Raw genomic sequence first — 25,086 nt, forward strand, 5'->3', positions numbered from 1 at the left:
CTCATACGGATGCGAGGGCGAACCAAACAGAAAGGCCGCCCGAGGGCGGCCTTTCTGCGTGTGGCAACGTCGCGAAGACGTCAGTGCATCATGTGCACGTTCATGTTGTGCATGACCCACAGCGAACCGGCAACGATGATGCCGATCACCACGACGGTGAAGGCCGCCGCGCTGACGTTCCAGCGCTGTTCCGACGAACGGTCCAGGTGCAGGAAGAACACCAAGTGCACCAGGATCTGCAGCACCGCCGCAACGACGATGATGACGCCGGTGGTGAAGCGCGGCAGGTCGCCATGCATGACCGCCCAGAACGGGATGATGGTCAGCACCGCGGCCAGCAGGAAGCCGATCAGGTAGGACTTGACGCTGCCGTGGCTTTCGCCGGCGGCACCGTGGCCATGATCGTGTGCGTGATTGTCATGTGCGGCCATTACAGCGCTCCATTCAGATAGACGACGGAGAACACGCCGATCCAGATCAGATCCAGGAAGTGCCAGAACAGGCTCAGGCACGCCATGCGGGTCTTGTTGGTCTGGGTCAGGCCGTTCTGCTTGATCTGGATGAACATGATCAGCAGCCACAGCAGACCCGCGGTCACGTGCAGACCGTGGGTACCGACCAGCGCGAAGAACGCCGACAGGAAGGCACTGTGGTCCGGACCGTAACCCTGGTGGATCAGGTGGTTGAACTCCCACACTTCCATGCACATGAAGCCGAAGCCCAGCAGCCAGGTCAGTGCAAGCCATGCGTACATCTGGCCCACCTTCTGCTTGTGCATGGCGATCATGCCCAGGCCGAAGGTCAGCGAGGAGACCAGCAGCAGCGTGGTTTCCCAGGCGACGAAGGACAGTTCGAACAGGTCCTTCGGGCCGGGGCCACCATCGGTGCCGCCGGACAGCACGATGTAGGTCGCAAACAGGGTGGCGAAGATGAGGCAATCGCTCATCAGGTACACCCAGAAACCGAAGACGGTATTGCCGCCGGTGTCGTGGTGTTCGTGGTCGTCATGGCCGTGGGCCGCCGCGTGCGCGGCGTGCCCAGGGTTCATGGTGTTGGGGATAGTGGTGCTCATGCCTTCAGCTCCGATTTCACCAGGCCCTGCGCCACCAGGTGGCGACGGTGCTCATTTTCGATCCGCTCCACTTCGGCGGCCGGCACGTAGTAATCCACGTCCTTGTCGAAGGTGCGCCAGATGAAGGTGCCGATCATGCCGACCAGACCCACGATGGCCAGCCACCAGATGTGCCAGATCATCGCAAAGCCGAACACCAGGCTGAAGGCGCCGATCACCACACCGGTGCCGGTGTTGCGCGGCATGTGGATGTCGGTGTACTTGGCCGGGCGTTCCCACGCCTCACCACGCTGCTTGCGCTCCCAGAACTCGTCCAGTTCGTTGACGCGCGGCAGCGAGCCGAAGTTGTAGAACGACGGCGGCGAAGAGGTTTCCCACTCCAGCGTACGGGCGTCCCACGGATCGCCGGTCAGGTCGGCGGTCTTCTTGCGGTCGCGGATCGACACGGCGATCTGGATCACCTGGCACAGGATGCCAGCGCCGATGATGAAGGCACCGCACATGGCGATGATCAGCAGCGGCTGGTATTCCAGGTTCGGGTAGCTCTGCATGCGGCGGGTCATGCCCATGAAGCCCAGGATGTACAGCGGCATGAACGCGACATAGAAGCCGATGAACCAGCACCAGAACGCGCGCTTGCCCCAGGTCTCATTGAGGCGGAAGCCGAACATCTTCGGCCACCAGTAGGTGATGCCGGCGAACATGCCGAACACCACGCCGCCGATGATGACGTTGTGGAAGTGGGCGATCAGGAACAGGCTGTTGTGCAGCACGAAATCGATGGCCGGGATCGCCAGCATCACGCCGGTCATGCCGCCGATGGTGAAGGTGACCATGAAGCCGATCGTCCACAGCACCGGGGTCGTGAACTGCACGCGACCGCGGAACATGGTGAACAGCCAGTTGAAGATCTTCACGCCGGTCGGGATCGAGATGATCATCGTCGTGATGCCGAAGAAGGCATTGACGTTGGCACCCGAGCCCATGGTGAAGAAGTGGTGCAGCCACACGATGAACGACAGCACGCCGATGCAGGCGGTGGCGTAGACCATGCCCTTGTAACCGAACAGCGCCTTGCGCGAGAAGGTCGCGATGACCTCGGAGAACACGCCGAAGGCCGGCAGGACCAGGATATAGACTTCCGGGTGACCCCAGATCCAGATCAGGTTGATGTACAGCATGGCGTTGCCGCCACCATCATTGGTGAAGAAGTGCGTGCCCAGGTAACGGTCCAGGGTCAGCAGCACCAAGGTGATGGTCAGCACCGGGAAGGCGGCGATGATCAGCACGTTGGTGACCAGCGCGGTCCAGGTGAACACCGGCATCTGCATCAGCTTCATGCCGGGGGTACGCATCTTCAGGATGGTGATGAAGAAGTTGATGCCGCTCAGCGTGGTGCCCAGGCCTGCTACCTGCAGGCCCCAGATGTAGTAATCGACACCTACCCCTGGGCTGTATTCCTTGCCTGACAACGGCGGGAAGGCCAGCCAGCCGGTCTGCGCGAACTCACCGACACCCAGCGAGATCATCACCAGGCCCGCGCCCGCCACGAACAGCCAGAAGCTGAGCGAGTTGACGAACGGGAAGGCGACGTCGCGTGCGCCGATCTGCAGCGGCACGACAACGTTCATCAGGCCGGTGATCAGCGGCATCGCCACGAAGAAGATCATGATCACGCCATGGGCGGTGAAGATCTGGTCGTAGTGATGGGGCGGCAGGATGCCCTCGTTGCCGCCGGCAGCCATTGCCTGCTGCACACGCATCATGATGGCGTCGGCGAAGCCGCGCAGCAGCATGACGAAGGCGACGACGAGGTACATCACGCCGATCTTCTTGTGGTCGACCGAAGTGAACCACTCTTTCCAGAGATAGCCCCACAGCTTGAACTTGGTGATCAGGGCCAGCACGAGCAGGCCACCGATCCCCGCGCCGATCAGCGTGGTGATGACGATCGGATCGTGTGGGATGTCGGCAAAGGTCAGTTTACCCAACGGATTCATGGTCATTCTCCCGAGCCGCCGTGACCGGCGTGACCGGCTGCGGCGTGCTCGTCTGAAGTGTGTGCGGCGTCCGCGGCAGCGGGCTGGTCGGCATGGACCGGCAGCTTGACGGCTTCGTCCTGGGCTCCGCTCATGGCGTTCATGTCATGGCCTTCATGGCTTTCGCCCTGGGCACCGTCATGCTTCATCGCCTTGTGGTCGTGCTTCATGCCGTAGTGCTGGTTGTCGCCCATGTGCTTGGCGATCACCCAGTCGAACAGGCCGGCTTCAGCGGTGCCGAAGTACGTCACCGGGTGCCAGTCGTGGTTCTTCTCGGCGACCAGCGCAGCGAAGGCGTTCTTGTCCAGGGTCGCGCGTTCGGCACGCACCTTGGTCAGCCACTGCTGGTACTCCGCCTCGGTCACCGAGTGCGCGGAGAAATGCATCTTGCTGAAGCCCGCGCCGCTGTAGTGCGAGGACATGCCCGGGAACTCGCCGGTCTCGTTGGCGATCAGGTGGAGTTTGGTCTCCATGGCCGTCATCGAGTAGATCATGCTGCCCAGGTGCGGGATGAAGAACGCATTCATCACCGAATCGGACGTGATCTTGAAGTTCAGCGGGGTATCGACCGGGAAGGTGATCTCGTTGACAGTGGCGATGTTCTCTTCGGGATAGATGAAGAGCCACTTCCAGTCCAGCGAGATGGCTTCGATCACCACCGGCTTCTTGTCCGAGTCGAGCGGGCGGTATGGATCCAGCGCGTGCGAGGACCGCCAGGTCAGCACGGCCAGCACCAGCACGATCATGCACGGGATCGACCAGACCACCACTTCGATGGCCGTGGAGTGCGACCACTTGGGCTCATAACGGGCCTTGGTATTGGTCGCACGGTACTTCCACGCGAAGGTGAGGGTCATGATGATGACCGGCACGACAACCAGCAGCATCAGCACGGTCGCCGTGATGAGCAGGGTCTTCTCGTCGTGGCCGATCTGGCCCTTCGGGTTGAGGATGGCCGAGTTGCAGCCCGTCAGGAACACGGACAACGCAAACAGCAGGCCCGGACGCAGGAAGCGTCCAAGGGGGTTCAACGGAATCATCGGTCGATCCAATTGCGTAGGGAATGCCAGTTCAAGCCCGCCTCCGTCCCAGCCAAAGCCGGTGGTGCCGGTCCAAGGGGACAGGCACGGAGGACGATCATGTCAGCCTTCTAATTTTAGGCCGTCATGCATCATTTAAGAAAGGCATTGACAATGATCCAGCGCAGGAAAGGCCTGTTTTGGGCTGCGACACGTTGTCGCAGTGCCGGGCAATGACCCGATTCGGCAACATTCCGGCGCTTGTATAGACATGAACGAGTCATCCGCGGCCCGTCCGAATCAGGCGGCCAGCACCTGATTCGGACAGGCCGCCCCAGTGGCGAAATCGGCCAGATTGCGCAGCGTGATCGCCGAGATCTCCTGCAGCGCCTCCACCGTGAAGAAGCCCTGGTGCCCGGTCACCAGCACATTGGGGAAGGTCATCAGCCGCTGGAATGCGTCATCGTCGATGATTTCGCCGGACCGGTCCTGGAAGAACAGCCCGCTCTCCTGCTCGTACACATCGATGGCCAGATGGCCGAGGCGGTGCGACTTCAGCGCGCGGATCACCGCATGGGTATCCACCAGCCCACCGCGCGAGGTATTGACCAGCATCGCCCCGGGTTTCATTGCGGCCAGCGAGACATCGTCGATCAGGTGATGGGTCTCCGGCGTCAGCGGGCAGTGCAGCGAAACGACGTCGGAACGGGCGAGCAGCTCATCCAGCGCTACCGATGCGCCGATGGAGACGAAGTCGGGCGATGGAAAGGGATCATGACCCAGCACGGTGCAGCCCATGCCGTCGAAGATGCGCGCCGTGGCCAGGCCGATCTTGCCGGTTCCCACGATCCCGACGGTTTTGCCATGCAGCGTGCGGCCCAGCAGGCCATCAAGCATGAAGTTGCCCTCGCGCACCCGGTTGTAGGCACGGTGGGTCCGGCGGTTGAGCGTCATCACCAGCGCCAGTGCGTGTTCGGCCACCGCCTCCGGCGAATACGCGGGCACGCGGGCCACGAACAGGCCCAGCTGTCCCGCCGCCGCCAGGTCGACATTATTGAAGCCGGCGCAGCGCAGCAGTACCGCGCGCACGCCCAGGGCCTGAAGCGCCTGCAGGACCGTGGCATCCAGCCGGTCATTCACGAACACGCAGACCGCCTCGCAGTCCTGCGCCAGCGCCGCGGTGTGCAGATCCAGCGCGGCATCGAAGTACAGAAACTCGAACAGCGGCCCTGCCCCGCGGCGCTGGTTGGCCTCATCGAGGAACTGCTGGTCGTACGGGCGGGCGCTGAATACTGCGATCTTCATGAGCGGGATCCCCGGGAGTTCGAGCCTGACGATACCGCAGTACACTCCGTCCAACTGCCTGGAGCCTGCCGTGTCCCTGACTGCCCGCCTTCTTCGCTGGACCGCCACGCCGATGGGCCGACGTGCCCTGTTCGCCCTCACTGCCGCCATCGTGACCCTGATGGCCTGCAATCCCCTGCTGGCGCCCCTGCTGCCCGTGGTGGATGCGCTGGGGCTGGATGTACTGGTCCTGCTGATGGGTGTGCAGGCGATGGCATGGCTACCGTGGGTGCGGCTGCATGCCGGCCGTATCGCCCGCGTCGCCGCCGGTTTGCTGATCGATGCGCTCACGGGTGCCATCGCCGGTTTCATCGGCGGCTATCTGCGGCAACTGGTGTTCGGCACGGGCGCGCGTTGGACCCTCGTGCGCCCGTGACCTAGTATGCGGCCCTTGCAAGACGCCATGGGTGGATGTGCGTGGAGAGTTTCGAGCGGTTCAATGGGCGCCGTAGCGGCGAAGGCAAAGCGGTCGCGATCCTGTCACACGGCTTTGGTACCGATCAGACCGCATGGAACGCGCTGCGCCCCTGGTTTGAAGCGCGCTTTGATGTGATCGCCTTCGATCTCGCCGGCTGCGGTCCGCAAGGTGCGCAGACCTACGATTTCGAACGGCATGGTTCGCTGTTCGGCTATGCCGACGATCTGATCGACATCCTGGACGAGCTGGACGTGCACAACTGCACATATATCGGCCACTCGATGAGCGGCATGATCGGCGCGGCCGCCGCCGTTGCGCGGCCGGACCTGTTTGAGCGTCTGGTCATCATCGGTGCGTCGCCGCGTTACCTCGACGACGATGGCTACACCGGCGGCTTCAGGCCGCAGGACCTGGAGCAGCTGTTCGAGAGCATGCGCGCCAACTATCAGGCCTGGATTGCCGGCTTCGCCCCGATGGTCGTAGGCGTTGACGACAGCGCGGTTGTCGCCGACTTCTCCAACACGCTGTTCCAGATGCGGCCGGACATCGCACTTAATACGTCGCGCACGATCTTCACCTCCGATCTGCGCAGCCTGGCTGCGCGGGTTTCCACGCCTGTGCATCTCATCCAGACCGCGCACGACATCGCCGTGCCGGTCGCGGTCGGCGAATGGCTGGCCAACGCGATCGACGGCGCTACGCTCGATGTGATCGATGCCTCGGGTCATCTCCCGCACATGACGGCGCCGGACGACGTCACGCGCATTCTCGAACGGCGGCTGGTCGGAACGGCGCTGTGACCACGTCCGACAGCGAAGCGCTCGCCGCGCTGTGTCAGTTTGCCCGCCTCGCCTCGCACGCCGACCTGGTCATGGCGATGGAGGTGGAAGACGGCGGCAGGGCGACCTGGGCTGCCGCAGCACCGGCACTGCCTTCATCGAGCTTCAACCTGGCCCGCAGCGGCCTGTTTGAGCACACCTGGGGCGATGAAGCCATCGACGCGGCGGGGTTCCGGCTGCCGACCGCGGTGATCCATGCGCTGGAGGGCCTGCCTGCCCGCCTGCTCTACGTGCCGGCCCCCTCGCACGGTGCGCCGCTCAGCGGCCTGCTGCTGCTCTGGCGAAACCCACTCGCGCCTGCCGGGCTGACCCGGCAGATGGAGCTGCTGGCAAAGAGCGTGGCACGGCTGTTGTCCGCACGCCGCGAGGCCGCCCGGCAGGTCATCGTGCGCAATCAGTTCCTCGATCTGTTCGACAGCGTGCCCGCCGGGATCGTCCTGATCGACGGCGACGGTGTCGGTGCTGCGGTCAACGAGCACGCCGCGGCCTTGCTGGGCTGCGCCGCAGGCAATCACCGCGCCGCGGATCTCGCCGGCCCGATGCGCACCCTGAGGCAGCGCTGCGACAACCACGCCGAACTGGCGCTGGCCTACAGCGCCCAGATGAACAACGATCAGTTCGCCGCGACGCTGAACTGGATACTGGGCGAACGGACCTTCGAGGTGGATACCCACCCGGTGCGCGGCAACGGGGCGCACGGGCGCATCTGGCTGTTCACCGACGTCACTGCCGATCTGCTGATGGCCGCCGAACTGCGCCGCCTCGCCTCCTCCGATCCGTTGACCGGTGTTCCCAATCGTCGGCACTTCGAGGAATGCTCGGTACAGATCATCGCTGCCCGCGAAGCGAACGGCCGCGCCGTGGCGGTACTCATGGTGGACGTGGATCACTTCAAGAAGATCAACGATACCTACGGCCATCCCGCCGGCGATGAAGTCCTCAAGGTCGTGGCCAGGCGCTGCCGGGACGCCCTTCGCGAGCGCGACCTGTTTGCCCGCTTCGGCGGCGAGGAGTTCATTGCCCTGCTGGCTGCGTCCGCCGTGGATGAGATTCCTGCCGCCGCCGAGCGACTGCGCAGTGCGGTCGCCGCTGAACCCATCCTCGTGGGCAGCGACCGGATCTCCGTCTCCGTCAGCGTCGGCGGGGCGATCGGCGAGGCGCTGCCGGGTGGCGACCAGAGACTGCTGGAAGACCTGATCGCCCGGGCAGACGAGGCGCTGTACGAGGCCAAGACCAGCGGGCGGAACCGGGTCCGGATGGCGGCGCTGCAGCCGGAGCCAGTCGACCACTGAGTCGCCCTGGCGGCACTTGTCCGCGCCAACCTAACACTGTTAGATTCGCCACCTAACATCGTTAGGCCACCCCCACAGTGCGTCAACCCATCGCGCGGGAGAACATCGTCGAGGCAGCCTTCCGGATCCTTGACGAGGATGGCCTGGAAGGCATCACGCTGCGCAAAGTGGCCTGCTCGCTGGGCATCCGCGCGCCGTCGCTGTACTGGCACTTCAAGAGCAAGCAGGCGCTGATCGACGCCATGGCCGACGCCATGATCTGCGACGTCGCCCGTGCGTTTCCCGCCGGGCAGCCGTGGCGGCAGACCCTGCTGCAGATCGGGCGCGAGTTCCGGCTGGCGTTCAAGGCCCGCCGCGACGGTGCTCGCGTGTATGCCGGCACCTTCCTGGCCACCGAGAACGTGCTGCGGGTGGGTGAGGCCAGCATCGCCGCGCTGATGGGCGCCGGCGCGCCGGCACGCTTTGCGGCGACCGCGGCGATGGACCTGGTGTACTACACGATGGGCTTCGTCATCGAAGAACAATCCTGGCCCGGTGACGGCAGCATGGAGGCGCTCGGTGAGGCCTTCATGGCACTGGCCGAGGCGCGTTTCCCCCATTGCTGGCAGGCCCGTGAGGTATGGAGCGAAGTCGATTTCGACGCGCGCTTCGAGCAGGGGCTGGGCCTGATGCTGGATGGCATCGAGCTGCATCTGTCCCGCGACGCCTGATTCCCCCCTCCTTCTTTTTCCCGCTGTTCCGACCCGGAAAGCCCCTCAATGCGTGCACCCTCCTTCCGCAGTTTCTCCCTGATCCTGGTTGCTGCGCTGCTGTCCGCGTGTGGCGGCAAGGACGACAAGGCCTCGGCCGACGCCGCTGCTGCCAGCTCTGCGCTGCCGGTGTCGCTGGCGCCCGCGCAGCAGCAGACCATGGCGCGCACGGTGCTGGTCTCCGGGCCGGTGACCGCCTACGAGGAAATGCAGCTGGGCGTCGAGATCAGCGGCCAGCGGGTGACCGCCTTGCTGGTGGATGTGGGGCAATGGGTCAAGCAGGGCCAGGTGCTGCTGCAGGTGGACCATCGCACCCTGGACAGCGAGCTGGCGCAGGCAGGTGCCTCGTTGCGGCAGGCGCAGGCCTCGCAGGAACTGGCCCGCATGAACTACGAACGCAGCGCCAAGCTTGCCGCCCAGCAGCTGATCAGCGAAAGCAGCCTGGATGAGCTGCGCGCCTCACGCATCAATGCCGAAGCGCAGACCGCCACCGCACGTGCCGCGCGTGACGCGGCCAAGCTGCGCCGCGACTTCGCCGACCTGCGCGCACCGGCCGACGGCCTGATTTCCAAACGCCTGGTGCAGCCGGGCCAGGTGGTCTCCGCCGGTACCGAGCTGCTGCGCCTGATCCGCGATGGCCGCCTGGAGTGGCGTGCGGAGCTGCCGGAGAACCAGCTGGCGGATGTCGCCGTCGGCAATACCGTGGAACTGCCGTACGCTGGCCAGGTGGTCAACGGCCGCATCCGCGCGGTCACCCCGGGTGTCGATGGGCAGACCCGCACCGGCACCATCTACGCCGACCTGCCCACGCCCGGCCCGCTGAAGCAGGGCATCTATGTGGATGGCCGCATCGTCACCGGCGACGGCCAGGTGCTGACCATCCCGACCGCGGCGATCGTGCAGCGCGACGGCCACAACTACGTGTTCACCGTGAACGACAAGCAGCAGGCCACCCGCCACCGGGTCAGCACCGGCCAGGCCGTCAAGGGCCGTACCGCGATCCTTGAAGGATTGAAGGCGGGCGACCAGGTGGTGGTGGATGGCGCCGGCTTCCTCGGTGAGGGCGACCGCGTGCGCGTGGTGGCCGATGCCAAGGCCGCGGCCCGATGAACATCTCCGCCTGGGCGATCAACCGCCCCCTGCCCGCGCTGTTGATCTTCTTCGTGCTGTGCGTGGCCGGCCTGTGGGGGTTCCATCAGCTGCCGGTGGCGCGCTTCCCCGACATCGCCTTCCCGATGACCACCGTCACCGTCACCCAGCCGGGTGCCTCGCCCAGCCAGCTGGAGGCCGAGGTGACGCGCAAGGTCGAGGACTCGGTGGCGACCGTCAACAACGTCAAGCGCGTGATGTCCTCGGTCAGCGAAGGCGTCAGCACCACCACCATCGAATTCCAGCTCGAGGCCGATCTGGCCACCGCGCTGGATGACACCCGCGACGCGGTCACCCGCATCCGTACCGACCTGCCGCAGGACATCCAGGAACCGGTGATCTCCAAGGTCGATATCGGCGGCTCGCTGATGACCTACGCGCTGGTCGCTCCGCACATGACCACCGATGAGGCCAGCTGGTTCGTCGACCGTGATATCTCGCGAGCGATGTACGGCGTACCCGGTGTCGCGCGCGTCACCCGCGTGGGCGGCGTGCAGCGCCAGGTGCGGGTGGACCTGGATCCCAATGCCCTGATCGCGATGGGCATCACCGCCGGCGATGTCTCCCAGCAGCTGGCTCGCATCCAGGTCGAGCGTGCCGGCGGCAAGACCGAGGTCGAAGGCGCGCAGCAGACCATCCGCACGCTGGGCACCGTCGGTGACGCGCAGGCGCTGCGCGACTACTCCATCGCCCTGCCGGACGGCCGCGCGGTGCGGCTCTCCACGCTGGCCACGGTGACCGACGGCGCTGCCGACCCGACCGAGGCCGCTCTGCTGGACGGCAAGGGCGTGGTGGCCTTCTCGATGTCGCGCACGCGCGGCTCCAGCGAGGTCAAGGTGGAGGCCGGCGTGCATGACGCGCTGGACAAGATCAAGGCCGAGCATCCGGGCATCGACTTCCGCCTGGTCACCACGGCGATCGACGAGACCCACCGCTCCTACGATTCCTCGATGACCATGCTCTGGGAAGGCGCGCTGTTGGCGCTGCTGGTGGTGTGGCTGTTCCTGCGCGACTGGCGCGCGACCTGGGTGTCGGCACTCGCGTTGCCGCTGTCGATCATTCCGACGTTCGCGGTGATGTACTTCTTCGGTTTCACTCTCAACATCATCACCCTGCTGGCGCTGTCGGTGGTGGTGGGCATCCTGGTGGACGATGCGATCGTGGAGATCGAGAACATCGTGCGCCACCTGCGCATGGGCAAGCCGCCATTGGAAGCCGCACGCGAGGCCGCCGGCGAGATCGGCAACGCGGTGATCGCCACCTCGCTGACCCTGGCGGCGGTGTTCGTGCCGGTCGCCTTCATGCCCGGCATTGCCGGCAAGTTCTTCCGCGAATTCGGCTGGACCGCCGCCACCGCCGTGCTGTTCTCGCTGCTGGTCGCCCGCCTGCTCACCCCGATGATGGCCGCGTACCTGCTCAAGCCGCATGGCGAGGAGAAACCGGAATCCAGGCTGATGACGTGGTACCTGGGCTGGGTGGACGCCGCACTGCGCTATCGCGGCCGCACCCTGTGGCTGGCCACCGGGTTGTTCGTCGCGTCGCTGGCGCTGGTGCCGTTCATTCCGGCCACCTTCATCCCGCAGTCCGATCTTGGCCGCAGCAACCTCAATCTCGAACTGCCGCCGGGCACCCGCCTGCAGGAGACCGTGGCCGTCGCCGAGCACGCGCGCGCACTGCTCAAGGACATGCCCGAACTCAAGCAGGTCTATACCGCGGTCGGCAGCGTGCTCGACCTGGGCGACCCGGGTGCGACCGGCGTGGGTGAGCCGCGCAAGGCGACCCTGGTGCTCGACTGGGGCAGCGCCGACGGACGCGACCGCGACCAGCGCGTGCTGGAACGTGAGGCGCGCGAGCGCCTGGCCGATCTGCCCGGCGTGCGCGTCAGCTATGTCAGCTCCGAGCCTGGCAACCTGCTGCAGCTGGTGCTCTCCGGCGACGACCCGCAGCGCCTGCAGGACGCCGCCACCGCACTGGAACGCGACCTGCGCGGCATCCAGGGATTGGGCAGCGTAACCTCCACCGCCTCACTGCTGCGCCCGGAACTCCAGATCGTGCCGAACCCCGCCCGCGCCGCGGACCTGGGCGTCGCGACCGCCGATATCGCCGAGGCCGCCCGCATCGCCACGGCTGGCGATTACGAGCAGCGCCTGGCCAAGCTCAACCTGCCCGACCGGCAGGTGCCGATCCGGGTTGGCTTTGCCGAAGCCACGCTGGCCAATCCGGGTTTGATCAGCCAGCTGCGCGTGCCCGGCCGCAATGGTCCAGTGCCGCTGGCGGCTGTCGCCGATATCCAGCAAGGCAGCGGTCCCTCGCAGATCTCGCGCTACCAGCGCCAGCGCAACGTGACGCTCACCGCCGAACTCAACGGTCGCCCGCTGGGCGATGTGATGACCGAAGTGCAGGCGCTGCCGGGCGTCAAACAGCTGCCGCCGGGCGTGACCTTCCTCAACACCGGCGATGCGGAAGTGTTCGTCGAGCTGTTCATCGGCTTCATGCTGGCGATGGCCGCCGGACTGATCTGCATTTACATGGTGCTGTTGCTGCTGTTCAACCACGCGCTGATGCCAGTCACCATCCTCGCGGCGGTGCCACTGTCGGCCGGCGGTGCGTTTGGTGCGCTGCTGATCACCCAGAACATGCTTTCGCTGCCGGCGCTGATCGGCCTGCTGATGCTGATCGGCATCGCCACCAAGAATTCCATCCTGCTGGTGGACTACGCGGTGATGGCCGAAGACGAGCACGGCATGAGCCAGCACGACGCGCTGATCGATGCCTGCCGCAAGCGTGCACAGCCGATCATCATGACCACCCTGGCGATGGGCGCGGGCATGATGCCGATCGCGCTGGGCTTTGCCGGGGATTCCAGCTTCCGTGCACCGATGGCGATTGCCGTGATCGGTGGCTTGATCACCTCTACACTGCTGAGCCTGATCGTGATTCCGGCAGCCTTCACCGTGGTGGATGATGCGGGGGATTGGCTGTCGCGGAAGTTCCGGCGGCGGTCGTCGCATCCGGCACACCCGGCAGGCTGATCGCCTCGAACGCCACAAACAAAAAGCCCCGGCCAAGGCCGGGGCTTTTTGCTGTATCTGGTGCCGGAAATAGGAATCGAACCTACGACCTACGCATTACGAATCGCTGCGCGCGCAGTTTGCCATGATTTGGTATCAGATGGCCTAAGTGCGCTTACAGCAAGGGAAAACCGCGACCTAATGAGGCTTCAGGGGCACTTACGGCGCGTCTGAACACGGCACCTTGTGGTGCGAAACCGTGTCCGTGCCGTGGCCCCGCCACCCACGGAGCCAGCATGAAGTCGAAGATCACCCAGTCCCTCGTCGAGAGGGCACCCCGGCCCGAACCGGGCAAGTCGGCCCTGTACGCCGACACCGAGATGAGGGGGTTCTATCTCATCGTCACCGCCACCAAGCGCAGCTTCTACGTCCAGTCCCTAGTCAACGGCCGCCAGGTCAGGACGAAGCTGGGCGACCACCCGGCGATGGACGCCAAGCAGGCCCGCGATGCCGCCCGGCAGACGCTGGTCGGCATGCGCGGCGGGGTCAACCCGAACGAGGAGCGCCGCCGGGCGCGTGCGCGCGGGATCACCCTGCGCGAGGCGCTCGACCTCCACCTGGCGGCAAAGCCGCTGTCCCCGAGGACCAAGGACGACTACCGCTACAACTGCGAGCAGTACCTGTCCGACTGGCTCGACCGCCCGCTGGCCGAACTCGGCGCGGACCGCTCGGGCGTGCGCGACAGGCACCGCAGGATCACCGAGCGGCACGGCGCGCCCTCGGCGGACAACGCCTTCCGCATCTTCAGGGCCGTGTACAACCGGGGCCTGCGCGAGCACCCGGACCTGCCGCCGAACCCCTGCGGGAACGTGGACTACCACGGGCTGCGGCGGCGCAAGGTGGACGCGCCGACGGACAGGCTCAGGGCTTGGGGCAAGGCGGTGCTCGGCCTCCACCCGGTGCGGCGCGACCTGCACCTGTTCATGGTGCTCACCGGCATGCGGCGCACGTCTGCCTGCGAGGCCCGCGCCTCGGACCTGGACCTCGCCTCCGGGCGCCTGCACGTGCCCAAGCCCAAGGGTGGATCGACCCGAGCGTTCGACCTGCCGCTGTCGGGGCCGCTCGCCGACCTGCTCGGCCACCGCGTCGAAGCGAACCCGCGACTCCACCGGAAGACGCCGTGGCTGTTCCCCGCCGAGTCGAAGTCGGGTCACGTCGCCGAGGTCGCGCAGCACGAGCTGGACGGCCTGACGGGGCACGCCCTGCGGCATACGTTCGCCACGCTGGCCGTGCAGGCGGGCGTCCCGCTGCTTGAGCTGAAGTACCTGCTCAACCACGCGGCGAGCAACGTCACGATGGGCTACATCCACGTCGGCCCCGAGCACCTGCGCAAGCACCAGGAGGCGGCGTCGCGCTACATCCTCGAACAGCTCGGCCTTGAATGGACGGAAGGCGAGTGGCCTCCTCGCCTCGCAAGCACGCGCGCTGGTGCGTTGTAAATAAACGTTCCTCGGAAATGTCGGGAAGGCGGCAGGTCCAGCATTCGTTTACATACGGCGTCGAAAAGTGTGCTTAGCATTCCTCACCAGCTGGTCGCCGATCAGTGACAACCAACTGGGAAAAATGCACATGAGCCAGAACCGAAACATCGAAACGAACACCAAGGCCGTGGCTGGTATCTATGAGTTCGCTCGCTACCAATTGTTTGCGGTCGCGATCGATCTTGCACCGTCGGAAACCGGCGGCTCCACGGAGCGCCTCGTCTCGGCCTGGAAGCTGATGCCGACGAGTATCCTCAGTGATAGAGACCATGACAACGACGAGGGCTGGGTACTCCTCGAGGCGGTGAAGAAGGACCTCGACGAGGCGACTGCCCTGCGCGGGTTCGGCGCGGACGTACTCGACTGCCACGCGGAGTACGACTGGTACCGTTACTACATCGATTTGGCGGACGTCTACGGCGCAGAGGACTGGCCGAAGGCCGCCCTCACCGACTACCTGCGTGGGTTCGAGGGCATGCACGAACTCCACGCGCGCACGACGGCGGCCCTCGTGTGGGAGAAGGCGAAGCACCTCTACAACGCCCGGAAGGCCGATGACCCCGAGGCTCAAGTCCCCGTTATGACGCCCGAGGAAGCGGCCGCCTGATCCACCATCGGAGCGCGACGCACCACAAGTCGATGAAATGAAAGGGCCACCGAGACGGTGGCCCTTTCTCTTGCACGGCGGGAGAACGGCGTCAGCCGTCGGAGGGCGCGGGCTCGACCACCCGCACGGTGCGCAGGGCCTCGGCCGACTGCTCCTCGTCCATGTCGGCCGGATGATGCTTCTGACGCGGCGGCACCTCGACTCCCTTCTTGCGCATGCCGTTGGCGTACCAGCGCACCGACTTGGCGGTGGCGGCAGCGCCCTCGATCTGCGCGTTGACCATCTCGGCGATGAGCGCGTGCGGGTGGCCCGCCGGGTCCATCAGGATCGCGCGTGCGAGCGCGCCGATACCCTTGCCTCGGGGCTTCTTCTCGGTGGCCTCGGGCGCCTCGGCAGCATCGGACTTCGGCTCTGCGCGCTCCCCGGCCGCCTCGGGCTTCTTCGGCCGCCCGGACGAGTTCAGGTCGATGTTCTTGTCGGTCGCGATCTGCTCGATACGCGCCACGAGCTTCGATCGCGTTGCGAAGGTCTTGGGTCCCGCGGGCTTGTCGGCGATGCGATTGTGCAGCGCGAGCAGTTCCTTGCTAGGCATGTCTTCCAGTTTCATGGCGTTCTCCTACGTGTGGGTGGACACATAGGCATTAGGTCGCGATACGCTGGGTTCGGGCGGGGCGCCCCCCCCCCCCCACGCGAGGGGGAGTGGGGGGCGGCGCTGGGGGGGTGCACACATAGGCATTAGCTCGCCATCCGCGGGGTTCGGGAGCCCCCCCCCCCCCCCCCCCAACGGATCTTCTTCTAGTACGAGGACAGAATGAAAAAGCAGGCCAGAATGCTGCTAGACAAGGGCATAGATTCCTTGGTGCTTGCAGTCGAGCACTTCAACAGGCCTTGGGACAGGGGCAGGAAGGAGGCAGTCCTGATCCTCCTCGATCGGAGTTTCGAGCTGATCCTCAAGGCGGCCATCATCCACAAGGGCGGTAAGATCAGAGAGGCCTACGAGCGAGAGACGATTGGCTTCGAGAAGTGCGTGCGCAAGTGCCTTGACGACGCCGATGTGAAGTTTCTCAGCGTGGACGAGGGCCTAACCGTCCAGATCATCAACAGCCTCCGCGACGCTGCTCAGCACGACGTGGTCGAGCTCTCCGAACAGGAGCTATACCTGCACGCTCAGGCAGGTGTAACTCTCTTCCGCGACATTCTCAGCAGAGTTTTCGACGAGAAACTCAGCGACCACGTTCCGGAACGAGTTTTGCCCGTTTCGCCCAACCCACCGCCCGACCTGCACACGATGATCGAGACCGATTTCGAGAAAATCATCCAGCAGCTCCAGCCCTACTCACGCGACCAGGTTGAGGCGAAGGCGAAGCTCAAAGCTCTCGCCATTGTTGAGTCCTCGCTGTCCGGCGTACGCTCGCAACCGAGCGAGCTCGAAGTGAACGCTTTGGCGCGCAAGGTGAAGGAGGGCAAGACTTGGCAGGAGCTGTTTCCCGGCATCTCAACTCTTCGAGTTTCAGCTGAGGGCGAGGGAATAAACGTAGCAATCCGCATCACCCGGAAGGACGGCGATGCCGTACACATCGTTCCAGAAGGCACTCCTGGAGCAACGGTCCTAGCGGTGAGGAAGGTCGATCAACTTGGCTTCTACTCACTGGGGCTACATGCAGTCGCCGAGAAGGTCAGCCTCTCGCCACCCAAGACCCTTGCCGTTGTTAAGGAGTTGAAGCTTCAAGAGTCGGATGACTACTTCAAGGACTTCAAGGTCGATTCCCAGCGATTCAAGCGGTACTCGGCCAAGGCCGTTGAGAAGATCAAGGAGGAGCTTCCGAAGCTGGATATGGATGCCGTCTGGGAAAGGCAAAAACCCATAGGTAGACGGGGCCATTAAGGCACTCTCCAATTAGACATTGGCTCGTCTTTTCACCTAATGTCATAGAAAAAGAAGGGGATGCCCTCAGGACATCCCCCTCGAAACACGGCCGGGCCACCCGTTGCCCTCTGCGCACCTAACCAACCCGGCCGGGTTTGCCCGGTCAGGCTGAGCAGAGCGCGAGGTGCGCCTGGTGGTAGCCAAGTCGGTCGGCCCGGCGCTTCGTGGCCCGGTCCACGTACAGGTCCAGCGCGCGGCAGTAAGGCATGCCCGCCAGGCGCGCCGCGTCGTCGAAGTAGTCGGAGTACGGGCGGACGCCCGCGGCCTCGGCCCGCTCGGCCAGGGACGCGAGGAGGTCTCGGCCGGTGCGCAGGGCGGTGACCATGCCGGCGATTGCGATCGCCACCGGGTGGTCCGCCGAGTAGTGGGCCAGCTTATTCATCGCCGCCCCCGATCAGATCGTGGTCGATGTCCCGCTCGCGCATCGCGAGCTGGATCGAGCTGATGGGGTTGGCCTTGCCGGCGTTCCAGGCGCGGATGGTGACCAGGATGCCCTGGAGCCTCGCGTCGCCCAGCTTCACGTACTCCTGGACCTTCAGGAACTCGTCCATGCGCATGGCGGTGGCCAGCTCGACGGGGCCGACCGGGCGGTCCTTGGACGGCATGCGGTCGATCAGGGACAGCACGGCCGAGGCCAGGGCCAGGTTGCGCGTGCCGACGGCGACCTGGGCCATGTGGCCGAGCTCTGCGGGGCCGGCGTGCTGGAGCTGCTGGAGGTACTCGGTGCGCTTGGGGTCGCCCAGGGCCGCGCGGGCCAGGACCTTCGCCGGGGAGTCGTAGAACGGCTTCTGCGCGATGAGCTGCGCGTGCGGGGCGCCCGCCTGCTTGAGCAGCGCGTCCAGCTCGGCCTTGCTGTTGTCCCTGATCTGGCGGACGGCCGCGAGGGTCTCGTTCTGCGCGAAGCGCGCGAGCTCGCCGGCGCCGACGCCCGGCGCGTTCTTCCAGCGCGAGGCAATCTCGTTCTTCTTGGCGGCGACGTCCTTGTTGAGGCGCTCGATGGCCTTGAGGACGCGGGTGTGGATGGCGTCCAGGTTGGACGCGAGCTCGCCGATCTGCTGCGGGCTGAGTAGCTGGGTGTCGCTGAGGGTGATCTTCATGGCTCGTGTGCTCCGGTGGGTTGTGGTCCTCCGGTCGCCTGTCACGAGCGCGTCCCCAGCCGCGGGGTGGTCTGCGCGCCAATGCGCTGACCGGATGCGTTCAATGTGTCGGGGAGCGCGGGCGACGAACGCCATCGTTCTCCGGGCGTGTTTCCCTCGGTGCTGCCACCGTCGCGGCGGCATGCGGTTCATGGGCTTGGGCCCGCCCCGCCCTCCGACGGGTAGTCAGTCGTCCTCGGAGGGGCGCGCCCCGGTGGGCATCCCGCCTGCGCCGCCGCAGTCCAGGCACATGCGGGCGCGGGCCACGTCCTCGGAGAAGTGGGAACGCCCGCAGCACAGGCAGCGGAGCCAGCCGACCCGGCGCACGACCCTGGGCGGGTCATAGTTGGGGTCCATCACGGGGGCGCGTCGCGCGCCGCCGTCGTTCGGCCAGCGCGCGGGCTCGATGAGCTCCCTGGCGATCCGCACCTCGGCGGGGTCGTGCACCGCCCGCCTGCCCGGCGTCGCGCCGAGCCAGCGGTAGTTGGCGACGCCGGGGCTGTGGCAGCGGCGGACCAAGGTGTTGGAGCTGACGCCGAGCGCCTGGGCCGCCGACCTGGCGGAGGGGTATCGCACGCCCTCCACCTCGACGGCGACCGCGTGCCCGTTAGTGCCCCCTGTTGACGCTGCCATGCTCGCGCCTGTCCTCGTACTCCAGCGACATGCGCTCCCACTCCGCGGCGTCGATGCGCGGCACCGGGCCGATGCAGGTCATCTCGCAACTGCGGGCAAGGGCATCGCGCCCGCCCATCGCCGCGACCGCCTCGGGCGCCGCGCCCTCGATCGCGCCCAACATGACCTCGATCTGCTCCGCCTTGGCCAGGGCCTCGGCGACGCTCAGCCTGTCACTCATCGTCGTGCTCCTCGTCGTGCGGCCGCGCCGCGTTGTACTTGGAGAGCAGCGCCACGAGCTGGGCGCGCTCGTCGGCGGGCATCGCCAGCAGGGCGTCGGCCGACAGCCCCGTGTCCTCGACCTTGACGCGCAGCCTGTCCGCCATCTGCTCGCCGTAGCGGAACTTCAGGAGGACCTCCAGGAGCCTGTCGCTGTGCTTGCGCACCGTGAGCGGCCGCTCCTCGCCGCTCTGCGGGTCCCTCACCGTGGCGAGCCTGCCGCCGTGGACCACTGGCTCCTCGTACCCGAGCGCCGCGCGCCTGTACGCCTCGTCCAGCAGCGCGTCCAAGGCGACCTCGATGGCCTTCTCCCAGCGCGTGCGGAACTCGATGTCGTTGGCCTTGTGGTAGAAGGCCGTCTGCCTGCTGATGCCCGCCGCGGCCGCGGCCTGCTTGGGCGAGCACGTGTCCTCCAGGACCTGGAAGAACACCTCGCGCCGCTCGGGCGTGAACGAGTTGGGGGTGGACTGCACGGCCGCCGTCTCCATGAAAAGTGGCTTACGGCGTGATCGTGTCGTGCTTACGCGCGCAGGCACGCCATCGTTCAAGCAGTCGGCTCAAGGACTTGGACGGCCCCGACCCTCTGATGTGCGATCAGGCGGCGCGCTCGGCCAGGGTCGGCGGGAGCTTCTCCTCGCGCGCGAGGGACAGGAAGCACGCGGTCGGAGGGACGATCCGGCCGCGTTCCCCGCATCGGCCTCCACGCTGCCGCGCTCGGCCAGGCTCAGTCCGCGCCGACACCCGCATTCGTCTCGCCGCACGAGTTTCTGAAGGGCAACTCGGAAGCTGTGCGCGAAGCTGTGCGTTGTTTTTTCTTTGTTTTACTTAGCTTTATTGATCTTTGAACAACTTGCACAGCATGCACAGCATGCACAGCATGCACAGCATGCACAGCTTATTTCGCACCGACGACGAATCGAAAGTCGCCCCGCAACAGAGTGGCGTGTCGGCGGGGTCAGGGTGGCGCCGAAAATCCTAAAACGATTTCGGAGCCGAAAATCTTGTGCATGTCGTGCACCGAGTCCCAAGCGCATGATCCGCAAGCCGAATCGAGCAAAAAGAAGCCGTGCGACACGTCGAGCGTCGCACGGCGTCGAAGCTGTGCTCCCTCAGCCCCAGAGCTGCGAGGGCTCAGCGCCCACTATCTCGGCGAACGTGGCGCGCGCCTGGTCGAGCGCGGGGACCACGTACACCCACTGCCCCTTGCGGGTGCCGCTCCTGATCTGCCGCTTCGACACGCCCACCTTGGGGAGCAGCACCTTCGCCAGGCCGGGCAGCGGCCTTGGGTGCCTGGTGCGGTTGCGTGCGAAAGCCAGGTAGCTGTCGTACAGGTCGGCCTTGTCGAGCACGACCTCGCCGGCCTGCCAGTCCCTCTCCTCGTCGTAGCCCGGCAGCTCGGCTTCGTACAGTAGCGAGTACCACCAGGAGAACTCGGCATCCATGCCGCGCAGCTTCTGCTCGGCGAGCGCGCCGTTCTGCGGGATGTCGTTTCGCGGGTGCCAGCCCCGGATGTCGCGCGCGAGCATGTCGTGCAGGAAGGCGGCGCGGCCCCCGTTGTCGAGCTGGCGGTTAAGCGCGCGGAAGAACTCGTGGTCGTCCTTGCGGGAGTCGTTCACCTCGAACACCGCGATGCGCCGCTCGCCGTCCAGGCCCGCGGGCACGACCCAGTCGGAGTTGGAGGCCATGACGATGTGGATCAGGTTCTTCCCCATCACCGCATCGCGCCCCTTGCCCTCGTAGGCGACCGTCGGCTCCGTCACCAGAGCCTTGAGCTTCGCCTCGCCGGACTTGTCGCCCGCCCAGAACGCCTCGTCGGCGAACAGGCAGATGCAGTTCTGGAGGTGCGAGTTGAAGCGCCCCGTGATGTGCTCCGGCGAGCTGATGTGCAGGCCGTGTGCCCCGGCGATGTGCTGTAGGACGCGGCCCAGCGTGCCCTTGCCCGTGCCCTTCGCGCCCCTGAACGCGATAGCCACCTCGGCGGCCTCGGACGGACGCTGGAACATGGCGGCCATCCAGTTCAGCACGTAGCGGTAGCTCTGCGGGTCGCCGTCGGTCAGCACCTCGCGGATGAGGCGGTCCAGCAGCGACCAGTCGCCCGGCGCCGGATCGACCGACCAGCCGCGCCACAGGTTCAGCCACCCTGCGTGGTCGCCCGAGGGGTCGAAGATGACGCCCTTGTACTGGCGCCGCTGCGGGTGCTTCAGCCAGAACTGCGCCCGCGTCGTCGGCCTGTCGTTGACCTGCTCGACGAAGCTGTTGCAGTAGAGGTTCTGGAAGTCCTCCTTGGTGGAGCGCTGGTAGAAGTGCCTGCCGAGCACCGGGTCGAACTCCTCGGTAAAGACGCGGAACTTGCCGTTCTCCATGACGACGCAGTGCTGGGCGTTCATCTCCTCCAGGACGGCGGCCTTTCCCTCAAGCTTCGGCGGCTCGCGCAGCGCGGCGTCGTCCACTCCGCAACCCAGGTCCTCGGCGTCCTCCCACGCGTCAAAGTCGTCGGCTGCGTCGACGCGCGCGACGTGCCCTCCCACCTCCTGCACGAACTTGTGCAGCAGCTTAACCGTGATGGGCCTTCCGCCCTTGCCTGCGGTGGCGTGCAGCGAGTCCCAGCGCCTGCCGATGACCCAGGCGTCGTCGCGGTACTTCGGGTCCTGCGTGCTCCAGTCGATGAACTCCTGACGCCCCTCGCCTGCGGTGGCGTGGTGGCAGGCCATCATCAGGTCGCGCCACTTGTCGTGCTCGGCGAACGCCTCTGGGTCGAGCTGGTCCAGCGTCTCGGCCAGCATCTCCGGCGTGAGCTCTCCGAAGCCCGCCGCCTCGCCGTGGGCGCGCGTCGGCCTGCGGATGAGGCGCAGCAGCGCGTCCGGCACGGGCGGCGCCTCCTCGGGGAACGGCGCGAGGTCGTCCCACTCGTATCGCCGGCCGTTCGGGTGCACGGAGCCGGGGGCGACGACCTGGCGGCCGTGGCTCTTGAACTCCACGCCGGGGTAGGTCTCCAGGCTGTCGAGGAGCTGGACGTCGGCCGGCTTTCGGAAGTAGTAGTGGTGCCCGCCCGATCCGGTGACGACGTGCGGGCACGCCGACAGGTCGAGCATCGCGTCGCGCGCCAGCTCGGCCAGCGGGTCGCGTCCGGCGGCGTTGTCGGGGTCGTCCTTCCCTCCGAAGTTGCGCGGGTCCACGTCGAGCACCATCCACGTCGGCGGCAGGCGCACTCCCACGTTGCGGCCGTCGCGGCGCGCCTGCTCCACCACCTCGCGGCTGTCGTAGTCGCGGGACTGCCACGCGCCGTCGATCGGCGACTTGCCGCGGGCGCGGCCCTTGGCGTCTCTCGCGTCCCAGCGGTGCAGCGGGATCAGCGGCAGGCCCGCGCGGATCAGGCCCTCGGCATCGATCGATGGCGTCCTGCGGGAGTTGGCGGCGGCATGATTGACTTGCTGTTCAGGCTTGCGCCCGCACTCCTCGGGCATCTCCTTGCACCCACGGTCTTGTCCGCCGTGGGCGTTTTCTTTTGCGGACATGGCTCAACCCTCCATCTTTGGACGGCCGATGCCGGTACACAGCGAGTCGGCGTAGGCGCGCAGGGCGCCCACGCGGTAGCGGACGGTCTTAGTGCCCATCTTCACGTAGTCCGGGCCGATGCGGTTGCACCTGTACCAGTTCAGCGAGTGGGGCGAGAGGTTGAGGAACGCCGCCGCCTCGCGGGTGCTAAGGAGGGCGTCGTCTGGCAGGGAGTGGAGTTCGGCCAGGGTGGCGGCCGAGGTGGCGAGCCGGAGGGTCATTGTCGGTTTCTCCGCGGCGGGTGAACGCGAGCCACCGGCGCCCCTGCCGCAATACGGGGCTACGCGGTGACTGGCGTTCCCGAGCTATTCGCGGGAACTCGACGTGATCCGTTCACCCGGCCCAAAGTGGCCGGCCTTCGTTCCCCACTGCCAAGGCGGGGCGGATCTTATAGATGAGTAGTGCCGGGCGGTTGGTGACGTCCGACGATCATCATCTTAAGGCGCCACGAGACTTCATGGAACCAACATTGTTCTAGCAGGAGCCTCTGCGGCTTCAGTCAGAACCTCTCATCTACAGCTGTTCTCCGCAAGCTGAATGCCTTAAAATGAAAGGTTACTGTGAAGAAAAGTGACGCGCCTAGGGGCCTGCATGAAACTAGAAGATACATCGAGAGTACCGGGATTATTTGATGCAAGCGGCCAAGGCACGCCAGTCTATACGCATTTCAGCGCTCATGAGGTGAATTGGCGAGCCGGGAACCTAATCGTCAATTCGGACGCGGAGAAGGCATTAAAGGCAATGCCGGAGAAATTTGTTCACGTGGCTGTCACAAGCCCGCCATACTTTGGTCAACGGGATTACGGTGTAGAAGGGCAGATAGGAATTGAGAGCGACCCCGAAGTTTACATTTCACATTTAGTCCGCGTGTTCTCAGAAGTTCGTCGGATTCTACGCGATGATGGAACATTATGGCTCAATCTCGGCGATAAGTATAAAGACGGCGCATTAATGGGAATGCCTTGGCGTGTTGCACTTGCGCTCGTCGCTGATGGTTGGTTTCTTCGCTCTGACGTGATTTGGCATAAGCCGAATGCCATGCCCTCATCTGTTAAGAGTCGGCTTACCACCGATCACGAATATATTTTCATGTTCAGTAAGTCGAAATCTTACTATTTCGATGCTGATTCCATACGCGAACCACATGTGACGTTTTCTGAGAACAGCAAAATGCTAGGGGGGCGCAATCATCTGGGGAAAAGAGATGGGACGCCGGAGCTCGGGAAGAACATGGGGAACTCCAACCTTCACAACGGACGATGGGATCAAGCGTTCCATCCACTAGGAAGAAATAAGCGGACGGTTTGGTCCGTTCCGCTTGGGAAGTTCCGCGAAGCACATTTCGCCGTGTTTCCGGAGAAATTGATCGAGCCATGCATATTGGCCGGCTCTCCTCGGAATGGAGTAGTGCTTGACCCGTTTTTTGGATCGGGGACCACTGGGTTGGTCGCTCTTAATAATGATCGCAGGTTTCTCGGTGTTGAGCTAAATCCAGAGTACTGCGATATGGCGCGAAGACGGCTAATTACGTGATGTCTTGAAATGCTGGCAGTCGTTTCATCAATTCGGCTGCCAGCACTGGCTCTACATGCGCGATCTGATTTGGGTTCATATTGATATAAATATGATCCTTGCATGTAAGTGATGAAAAGTCACCAGCCCAGCTTTCAGCAATGACAATCGGAATGCACTCGAATCCCGCGCTGTGCGCAACTGAAATGGATTTGTGGATGTCGCGAGTGAAAAGTAGCGCGTGACCGCCGCCCATCGTTTCCCGCGTTTTTACGGGGATGAGGATTTGTCCCTTCGTTCCGATAACTCGGACATCATAGGTTTCACCATCTAAGCGAATTTCCGTATCGCTGATGTCGAGATGAAGCTGCGCTTGCTCAAAGATCGCCTTGAGATTCCGCCTAACGATCACCTCGAACAATGTTCCTTTGATCGCTCTCCGACTCCCCTCAAGGCGGTCAATAATGACTTCGGATACCGACGTCCAATCCCAGCGTGAAGCTTCAGGAAATATGGATGCTACGTAGACTCGCAGCTTATTCAGAAGGTAAGCTTGCTTAGCAAGGCTGTTCTGCCCCGGCATTGACGAAATCATCGGACGTAATCGTTGCTCGGGAGCATCGCGGAGTATCCAGCCCAGCAATAACCACTTAGCTTTTTCTGGTTGATAAGGGCGCGCTATGCCATCAAAAAGTGCAATGCCCTCGGGCAAAGGGCGTCGCAGGTATGAAAATATGACCTGTTCGCCTTTGGTCTCGTCTTGTTCTAAGACAAAAGAGTGCAGCGAGGGATAGCCGCATTGCTGCAGATAACTCAACCAGTCGTCGAAAATTGGCTTGTTTTGCGCTGCAACGATTGCCAGCTCTTTGAGTCTGAGATTCTCTACAATGAAAGCCATTGCCTCACCCATCTTGTTAACAGGCGAGTGTTACCCAAATTCACAAATTGGGCAAGGCTTCTACTGCTTTGTGGCGATTGGAGTAGA

General features: G+C 64.8%; 24 protein-coding genes. 10 read left to right on the top strand and 14 right to left on the bottom strand.

The genetic code is table 11. The annotated features are described in order from the left end of the window. Positions 1–80: 80 nt before the first annotated feature. The 5 genes from cyoD to AC13F7_RS08700 all read right to left on the bottom strand — a co-directional run bounded on the left by cyoD (position 81) and on the right by AC13F7_RS08700 (position 5,435). Positions 81–431 carry a cytochrome o ubiquinol oxidase subunit IV gene (gene cyoD, locus AC13F7_RS08680; protein WP_019184497.1) on the bottom strand — a complete coding sequence of 117 codons (351 nt, stop codon included), beginning with the start codon at positions 429–431 and terminating at the stop codon, positions 81–83. Next, positions 431–1,048, bottom strand: a complete 618-nt coding sequence (gene cyoC / locus AC13F7_RS08685) for a cytochrome o ubiquinol oxidase subunit III (protein WP_429000562.1) — start codon at positions 1,046–1,048, stop codon at positions 431–433. The genes cyoD and cyoC overlap by 1 nt, the downstream gene beginning before the upstream one ends. A 20-nt stretch (positions 1,049–1,068) precedes the next feature. Then, a complete protein-coding gene (gene cyoB / locus AC13F7_RS08690) occupies positions 1,069–3,072 on the bottom strand; it encodes a cytochrome o ubiquinol oxidase subunit I (RefSeq protein WP_123728680.1) in 2,004 nt (667 codons plus the stop codon). Between the two features lie 2 nt (positions 3,073–3,074). After that, on the bottom strand, positions 3,075–4,151 hold the full coding sequence (cyoA, locus tag AC13F7_RS08695; RefSeq protein ID WP_481468391.1) for a ubiquinol oxidase subunit II: 1,077 nt from the start codon (positions 4,149–4,151) through the stop codon (positions 3,075–3,077). A gap of 279 nt (positions 4,152–4,430) precedes the next feature. After that, the gene (locus AC13F7_RS08700) at positions 4,431–5,435 is read right to left on the bottom strand and encodes a 2-hydroxyacid dehydrogenase (protein ID WP_482999868.1); all 1,005 of its coding nucleotides are present in this window, start codon (positions 5,433–5,435) and stop codon (positions 4,431–4,433) included. Positions 5,436–5,505: 70 nt separating this feature from the next. Between AC13F7_RS08700 and AC13F7_RS08705 the strand changes: the two genes are divergently transcribed. The 8 genes from AC13F7_RS08705 (at position 5,506) to AC13F7_RS08740 (ending at position 15,080) form a co-directional block, all read left to right on the top strand. Continuing rightward, positions 5,506–5,850, top strand: a complete 345-nt coding sequence (locus AC13F7_RS08705) for a hypothetical protein (RefSeq protein ID WP_482999869.1) — start codon at positions 5,506–5,508, stop codon at positions 5,848–5,850. A 35-nt stretch (positions 5,851–5,885) separates the two neighbouring features. Then, positions 5,886–6,692 (top strand): alpha/beta fold hydrolase, encoded by an 807-nt coding sequence (locus tag AC13F7_RS08710; protein WP_482999870.1) that lies wholly within the window; start codon positions 5,886–5,888, stop codon positions 6,690–6,692. Continuing rightward, the gene (locus tag AC13F7_RS08715) at positions 6,689–8,023 is read left to right on the top strand and encodes a GGDEF domain-containing protein (RefSeq protein ID WP_482999871.1); all 1,335 of its coding nucleotides are present in this window, start codon (positions 6,689–6,691) and stop codon (positions 8,021–8,023) included. The genes AC13F7_RS08710 and AC13F7_RS08715 overlap by 4 nt, the downstream gene beginning before the upstream one ends. 77 nt (positions 8,024–8,100) lie before the next feature. Next, positions 8,101–8,733: a TetR/AcrR family transcriptional regulator C-terminal domain-containing protein gene (locus AC13F7_RS08720; protein WP_482999872.1), complete on the top strand. Its 633-nt coding sequence runs from the start codon at positions 8,101–8,103 to the stop codon at positions 8,731–8,733. Between the two features lie 48 nt (positions 8,734–8,781). Beyond that, positions 8,782–9,882: an efflux RND transporter periplasmic adaptor subunit gene (locus tag AC13F7_RS08725; protein WP_482999873.1), complete on the top strand. Its 1,101-nt coding sequence runs from the start codon at positions 8,782–8,784 to the stop codon at positions 9,880–9,882. Then, complete coding sequence (locus tag AC13F7_RS08730; RefSeq protein ID WP_482999874.1) at positions 9,879–12,953, top strand: efflux RND transporter permease subunit; 3,075 nt, start codon at positions 9,879–9,881, stop codon at positions 12,951–12,953. Before AC13F7_RS08725 ends, AC13F7_RS08730 begins: the two co-directional genes overlap by 4 nt. 275 nt (positions 12,954–13,228) lie before the next feature. Continuing rightward, the gene (locus AC13F7_RS08735) at positions 13,229–14,431 is read left to right on the top strand and encodes a tyrosine-type recombinase/integrase (protein ID WP_482999875.1); all 1,203 of its coding nucleotides are present in this window, start codon (positions 13,229–13,231) and stop codon (positions 14,429–14,431) included. Between the two features lie 130 nt (positions 14,432–14,561). Further along, positions 14,562–15,080, top strand: a complete 519-nt coding sequence (locus tag AC13F7_RS08740; RefSeq protein WP_309150921.1) for a hypothetical protein — start codon at positions 14,562–14,564, stop codon at positions 15,078–15,080. A 91-nt stretch (positions 15,081–15,171) separates the two neighbouring features. Here AC13F7_RS08740 and AC13F7_RS08745 read toward each other — a convergent pair whose 3' ends face one another. Continuing rightward, positions 15,172–15,687 carry a hypothetical protein gene (locus tag AC13F7_RS08745; protein ID WP_482999876.1) on the bottom strand — a complete coding sequence of 172 codons (516 nt, stop codon included), beginning with the start codon at positions 15,685–15,687 and terminating at the stop codon, positions 15,172–15,174. 204 nt (positions 15,688–15,891) lie between these two features. On the opposite strand from AC13F7_RS08745, the gene AC13F7_RS08750 reads away from it, so the two are divergent. Continuing rightward, positions 15,892–16,965, top strand: coding sequence for a DUF3644 domain-containing protein (locus tag AC13F7_RS08750; protein WP_482999877.1), 1,074 nt, complete (start codon positions 15,892–15,894; stop codon positions 16,963–16,965). A gap of 145 nt (positions 16,966–17,110) precedes the next feature. Here AC13F7_RS08750 and AC13F7_RS08755 read toward each other — a convergent pair whose 3' ends face one another. From AC13F7_RS08755 to AC13F7_RS08785, 7 genes are all read right to left on the bottom strand, one after another. Further along, complete coding sequence (locus AC13F7_RS08755; protein WP_312707565.1) at positions 17,111–17,389, bottom strand: hypothetical protein; 279 nt, start codon at positions 17,387–17,389, stop codon at positions 17,111–17,113. Then, positions 17,382–18,104, bottom strand: coding sequence for a hypothetical protein (locus AC13F7_RS08760; RefSeq protein ID WP_482999878.1), 723 nt, complete (start codon positions 18,102–18,104; stop codon positions 17,382–17,384). The genes AC13F7_RS08755 and AC13F7_RS08760 overlap by 8 nt, the downstream gene beginning before the upstream one ends. A gap of 225 nt (positions 18,105–18,329) precedes the next feature. Then, complete coding sequence (locus AC13F7_RS08765) at positions 18,330–18,719, bottom strand: hypothetical protein (RefSeq protein WP_482999879.1); 390 nt, start codon at positions 18,717–18,719, stop codon at positions 18,330–18,332. Positions 18,720–18,750: 31 nt separating this feature from the next. Then, on the bottom strand, positions 18,751–18,996 hold the full coding sequence (locus AC13F7_RS08770) for a hypothetical protein (protein WP_482999880.1): 246 nt from the start codon (positions 18,994–18,996) through the stop codon (positions 18,751–18,753). Further along, complete coding sequence (locus tag AC13F7_RS08775) at positions 18,989–19,507, bottom strand: hypothetical protein (protein WP_482999881.1); 519 nt, start codon at positions 19,505–19,507, stop codon at positions 18,989–18,991. The genes AC13F7_RS08770 and AC13F7_RS08775 overlap by 8 nt, the downstream gene beginning before the upstream one ends. Before the next feature lie 636 nt (positions 19,508–20,143). Further along, complete coding sequence (locus tag AC13F7_RS08780) at positions 20,144–22,549, bottom strand: bifunctional DNA primase/polymerase (protein WP_482999882.1); 2,406 nt, start codon at positions 22,547–22,549, stop codon at positions 20,144–20,146. Positions 22,550–22,552: 3 nt separating this feature from the next. After that, positions 22,553–22,810, bottom strand: a complete 258-nt coding sequence (locus AC13F7_RS08785) for a helix-turn-helix transcriptional regulator (protein WP_482999883.1) — start codon at positions 22,808–22,810, stop codon at positions 22,553–22,555. A 370-nt stretch (positions 22,811–23,180) separates the two neighbouring features. On the opposite strand from AC13F7_RS08785, the gene AC13F7_RS08790 reads away from it, so the two are divergent. Next, a complete protein-coding gene (locus tag AC13F7_RS08790; protein WP_482999884.1) occupies positions 23,181–24,122 on the top strand; it encodes a DNA-methyltransferase in 942 nt (313 codons plus the stop codon). On the opposite strand, the gene AC13F7_RS08795 is transcribed toward AC13F7_RS08790, so the two are convergent. Beyond that, entirely contained in the window at positions 24,115–24,999 is an 885-nt protein-coding gene (locus tag AC13F7_RS08795) for a hypothetical protein (RefSeq protein WP_482999885.1), read from the bottom strand. The genes AC13F7_RS08790 and AC13F7_RS08795 overlap by 8 nt on opposite strands. Between the last annotated feature and the right edge of the window lie 87 nt (positions 25,000–25,086).

This window comes from Stenotrophomonas sp. K-6, from assembly GCF_056861555.1.

Excerpts from the sequence above, each read along its gene's own strand:
- cyoD (WP_019184497.1), bottom strand. The coding sequence starts at position 431 with ATGGCCGCACATGACAATCACGCACACGATCATGGCCACGGTGCCGCC.
- cyoC (WP_429000562.1), bottom strand. The coding sequence starts at position 1,048 with ATGAACCCTGGGCACGCCGCGCACGCGGCGGCCCACGGCCATGACGAC.
- cyoB (WP_123728680.1), bottom strand. The coding sequence starts at position 3,072 with ATGAATCCGTTGGGTAAACTGACCTTTGCCGACATCCCACACGATCCG.
- cyoA (WP_481468391.1), bottom strand. The coding sequence starts at position 4,151 with ATGATTCCGTTGAACCCCCTTGGACGCTTCCTGCGTCCGGGCCTGCTG.
- AC13F7_RS08700 (WP_482999868.1), bottom strand. The coding sequence starts at position 5,435 with ATGAAGATCGCAGTATTCAGCGCCCGCCCGTACGACCAGCAGTTCCTC.
- AC13F7_RS08710 (WP_482999870.1), top strand. The coding sequence starts at position 5,886 with ATGTGCGTGGAGAGTTTCGAGCGGTTCAATGGGCGCCGTAGCGGCGAA.
- AC13F7_RS08725 (WP_482999873.1), top strand. The coding sequence starts at position 8,782 with ATGCGTGCACCCTCCTTCCGCAGTTTCTCCCTGATCCTGGTTGCTGCG.
- AC13F7_RS08730 (WP_482999874.1), top strand. The coding sequence starts at position 9,879 with ATGAACATCTCCGCCTGGGCGATCAACCGCCCCCTGCCCGCGCTGTTG.
- AC13F7_RS08735 (WP_482999875.1), top strand. The coding sequence starts at position 13,229 with ATGAAGTCGAAGATCACCCAGTCCCTCGTCGAGAGGGCACCCCGGCCC.
- AC13F7_RS08740 (WP_309150921.1), top strand. The coding sequence starts at position 14,562 with ATGAGCCAGAACCGAAACATCGAAACGAACACCAAGGCCGTGGCTGGT.
- AC13F7_RS08745 (WP_482999876.1), bottom strand. The coding sequence starts at position 15,687 with ATGAAACTGGAAGACATGCCTAGCAAGGAACTGCTCGCGCTGCACAAT.
- AC13F7_RS08750 (WP_482999877.1), top strand. The coding sequence starts at position 15,892 with ATGAAAAAGCAGGCCAGAATGCTGCTAGACAAGGGCATAGATTCCTTG.
- AC13F7_RS08755 (WP_312707565.1), bottom strand. The coding sequence starts at position 17,389 with ATGAATAAGCTGGCCCACTACTCGGCGGACCACCCGGTGGCGATCGCA.
- AC13F7_RS08760 (WP_482999878.1), bottom strand. The coding sequence starts at position 18,104 with ATGAAGATCACCCTCAGCGACACCCAGCTACTCAGCCCGCAGCAGATC.
- AC13F7_RS08770 (WP_482999880.1), bottom strand. The coding sequence starts at position 18,996 with ATGAGTGACAGGCTGAGCGTCGCCGAGGCCCTGGCCAAGGCGGAGCAG.
- AC13F7_RS08780 (WP_482999882.1), bottom strand. The coding sequence starts at position 22,549 with ATGTCCGCAAAAGAAAACGCCCACGGCGGACAAGACCGTGGGTGCAAG.
- AC13F7_RS08785 (WP_482999883.1), bottom strand. The coding sequence starts at position 22,810 with ATGACCCTCCGGCTCGCCACCTCGGCCGCCACCCTGGCCGAACTCCAC.
- AC13F7_RS08790 (WP_482999884.1), top strand. The coding sequence starts at position 23,181 with ATGAAACTAGAAGATACATCGAGAGTACCGGGATTATTTGATGCAAGC.
- AC13F7_RS08795 (WP_482999885.1), bottom strand. The coding sequence starts at position 24,999 with ATGGCTTTCATTGTAGAGAATCTCAGACTCAAAGAGCTGGCAATCGTT.